Here is a 3,319-nt window from a genome sequence, read left to right on the forward strand (position 1 = left end):
ACGCCCGTCTTCGCGACGATCACCGGCGACGACGAGCTGGCCGCGAAGACCCTCGGGAACGTCAAGGAGGTCCAGGCCCGCGGCGCGCCCGTGGTGGCCGTGACGGATCGCCGCGAGGAGGTGGCGCCGTACGCCGACGTCGTTTTGGAGGTGCCCTCGCTCGGGCCGCGGTTCACCCCGATCCTAGCGAACGTCCAGCTGCAGCTGGTCTCGTACTGGACGGCGAACCTGCTGGGCCGGTCGATCGACAAGCCGCGGAACCTGGCCAAGAGCGTGACGGTGGAGTAGGGGGTTCGGGTCGATCGGGAAAAACGGATGCGGACGCCGATAATCCACCGGCGGATGTCGATCATCTGGATCGGTGTGATCGACCGGTCACTTTCGAGCACAAATACCCTCACTGACCGTGAATTAAGAGTAGTGGGCCGATGCCGCCGGCCGTGCCGAGCGCGGCGAACTAGTCTTCGCTCTCGTGATCATCGTCCCCTTCCTCGGCGTTCTCGGACGATCCGTCTCCGGCGTCCGCTTCGCTCCCGTCATCGCTCTCCTCTCCGTCGGCTGCGTCGTCCTCGTCCGTTCCGTCGTCATCCGCCTCGGATCCCTCCCCACCGTCGTCACTCTCATCGGTCGAGGTGTCCCCGTCGTCACTCTCATCGGTCGAGGTGTCCCCGTCGGTCTCATTATCGGTCGAGGTGTCCCCGTCATTCTCGCTATCGGAGGCGGTCGCGTTCGTCGCGTTCGAATCTTCGGAGAAGTTTCCGTCGGAGAGATTTTCCTCGAGGTCGGGGACGTCTCCAACCTCGAACGTCACTTCCGTGCTCGCGCTATCGGTGAACACGGCGTGCGTCGCGTACCCGCCGGATAGCGCTCCGAGTACCAAGGCTCCGACGAGCGAAAGGACGACGAGTTTCTCGGTTCGCGAGCTACCTGGCATCGCCTTCGGAATTGGTGCGATCGTCTTCCTCGTCGCTGACGGCGGCCGGATCCGACGACTCCCCCCGTCGGAGTCCGCCGGTCGGGTCGGTCGATGCGACGTCGACGGGCGACTCGGATGCTCGGTCGGGGGTGCCTTCCTCGGGATCGGTCCGCGCGGTCCGCCGCGGGATACCGTTCTCCCGGGATGACGGGTTCGGCTCCGTCTCGACGTCGGTGACGGACGCCCCGTTCGGTGTGGCCGAGCTCGTTGGACTCGACGATCGGTCTGCCCCCTCGAGAAGGTCCGGCCGCGCAGTCGAACCGGCGTGGCGGTGCTGCGCTTCGTTCGGCGGGATCCGATATCGGGCCGAATCGACGTCGGTTGCCGTATCAACCGGGTCGGGCGATCCGCCGGGTCCGGAGTCGACGCTCGACCCCGAACCGGCCCCTCCAGGCGATCGTCCGTCGCCGGCGAGATAGTACATCACGCCGACCGACGCCATGGCCAGCGCCGAGGCGAAGGCGATGGAGAGGGGCAGGGGTTCGGGCATCCGGAGCGCGACCCAGGCGGCATACACCGTCGTGCCGACGAGGAGGGCCAGCGAGAGGCGGAGGTCGGTTCGGTAGATCGAAATCGTCGCGTCGTCTCCCCGGGATCCCTCGGCAGCCGGTCCCTCTGTGTGTCGATCGGTCGCGGTCCCCATCCCGCCGGATGCGGTCCGGGTCGTCGGTTCGGTCGCGGATGATGGCGTCGTCTGCTCGTCCATGGTCGAATCGGAAGCGGGGTCTTCGTCCGGCGAGGCGATCTGGTCCGTTTCGATCGGTTCGCCGTCGGTCAGTCGGGCTCGAGGCGATCTCTCGTCGACGCGGGCGTCGAGTGAGTTCGGTGGGTCGAGTGAGCTCGGTGGGTCGAGTGAGTTCGGTGGGTCGAGTGAGCTCGGTTCGGGTACGGACACGATCGGCCCCTCCGTCGGGTCGCTCGCTTCGCTCGCACCGGTCGCGGTCGAATCCGCCAGTCGCGCTCGAAGCGGCGGGTACAGTTCGGTGGCGAGCAATAGCAGTAGCGGCCCCACCACCAACAGCGAGAACCCGAGCGGAGTGTTGACGAACGTGATGACGTACCCGATGTACGGGATGGTAAGGACCACTTCCCCGCGGACCTGTGAGGCGGGGACGGCCGATGCGTCCGGTTGATCGTTGGCGTCTCCCTGCGTTTCGAACGCCAGGGCCCCGTCCGCTTCGACGACGTCGATCACGCGATGGGTCGTCGGCGTTTCGGCGTCGTCGCGGACGTACGTTATCACGTCCCCCTCTTCGATGGTCGTCGGGTCGGTATCGTCGACGATCACGACGTCGCCGGCGCCGATCGACGGTTCCATGCTACCCGACATCACCACGTAACTCCCCTCGGCGCCGATCACGCCGGGGACCGCGTAGATGACGAACGGGACGACGATCGCGACCAGCGCTACCAACCCGATCCAGTGGCATACCTGCCGGCGGCTCGGGAGACCTATCGACACGACGGATCCCCTCCGGTTCCGATCGTGCACTCCGCCGTGTTCGTCATCCGCGGGCGCTGTGCGGATCGGAGTCGATTCCCCTCGTCTGTCGTTAGTTCCATGGGTTCTCCGGTGTCTCGTTGTGTCTGCACTGAACTGCGGCAAATTCGAGTTCGGACGTGAACGAATCGTCGTCCACATCCGACGGCGGATTTTCGTCGAACGTCCACTCCAGGTCCACACACGCCGGCTCGCACTCGACGCAGTCGTAGCCAATTTGCACGCCGTCCTCGTACGCGGCGATCAGTTCGTCGAGCGTCCCCGCGAACAGGGCGTCCCCGTCTCCGTCGCAGTCGGGCCGTTCTGCGACCCGAACGTCCAAGCGTCGGGCCAGCGCCGTCTCGTCGTCGCCGTCCGTCCGGACCCGAAACCAGACGCGCCCGGGTGCTCCACACACACGATACGCGGTCGTGAGAACGCCGCTGTCACCCGGTTCGAGCGACGAGAACGCCACGGAAACCGTCGATTCGTCCTCGAAATCGTCGTCGCTCGGGACGTAGTCGGCCTCGTCGTCACCCTCGGCCGCGTCCGCGGCGAGTCCCAGATTCAGCGAGCCGGCCCCGGTCTCGTTCCCGGGGAACGACGATCGATCGGTGAGGTACGCCACGGTCGCCGCGCTCCCGGCCACCCCGGCGAACCCGGCACCAGCCGCTGCCTGCAAAATCCGCCGGCGCGAGGGGTCGGGTTCGTCGGACATGCTACCGTTGCTGCGCGTGCTCTCTTTCGATTGCGCACATGTACCGAATCAGGACATCACATTTGAGTATAGAGTCATTTTCGCTGAGAATCCGTCTATTGGTGATATATAGAAATTACAAACAGTTCGTTAACTCGTCGTAACG

General features: G+C 65.7%; 3 protein-coding genes and 1 pseudogene. 1 reads left to right on the top strand and 3 read right to left on the bottom strand.

Annotated features, from left to right (window positions below; translation table 11 throughout):
* Positions 1-288 (top strand): annotated as a pseudogene (locus QZT59_RS10425) (glutamine--fructose-6-phosphate aminotransferase); the annotation flags it as partial.
* A gap of 169 nt (positions 289-457) precedes the next feature.
* Here QZT59_RS10425 and QZT59_RS10430 read toward each other — a convergent pair.
* From QZT59_RS10430 to QZT59_RS10440, 3 genes are all read right to left on the bottom strand, one after another.
* Positions 458-934 (bottom strand): SipW-dependent-type signal peptide-containing protein, encoded by a 477-nt coding sequence (locus QZT59_RS10430; RefSeq protein WP_290815479.1) that lies wholly within the window; start codon positions 932-934, stop codon positions 458-460.
* Positions 924-2,438: a signal peptidase I gene (locus QZT59_RS10435; protein ID WP_290815482.1), complete on the bottom strand. Its 1,515-nt coding sequence runs from the start codon at positions 2,436-2,438 to the stop codon at positions 924-926. The genes QZT59_RS10430 and QZT59_RS10435 overlap by 11 nt, the downstream gene beginning before the upstream one ends.
* A gap of 91 nt (positions 2,439-2,529) precedes the next feature.
* Positions 2,530-3,174 carry a hypothetical protein gene (locus tag QZT59_RS10440; RefSeq protein ID WP_290815484.1) on the bottom strand — a complete coding sequence of 215 codons (645 nt, stop codon included), beginning with the start codon at positions 3,172-3,174 and terminating at the stop codon, positions 2,530-2,532.
* Positions 3,175-3,319 lie beyond the last annotated feature (145 nt).

The sequence above is a fragment of the Halovivax sp. genome (assembly GCA_007119345.1).
Lineage (GTDB): Archaea > Halobacteriota > Halobacteria > Halobacteriales > Natrialbaceae > Halovivax.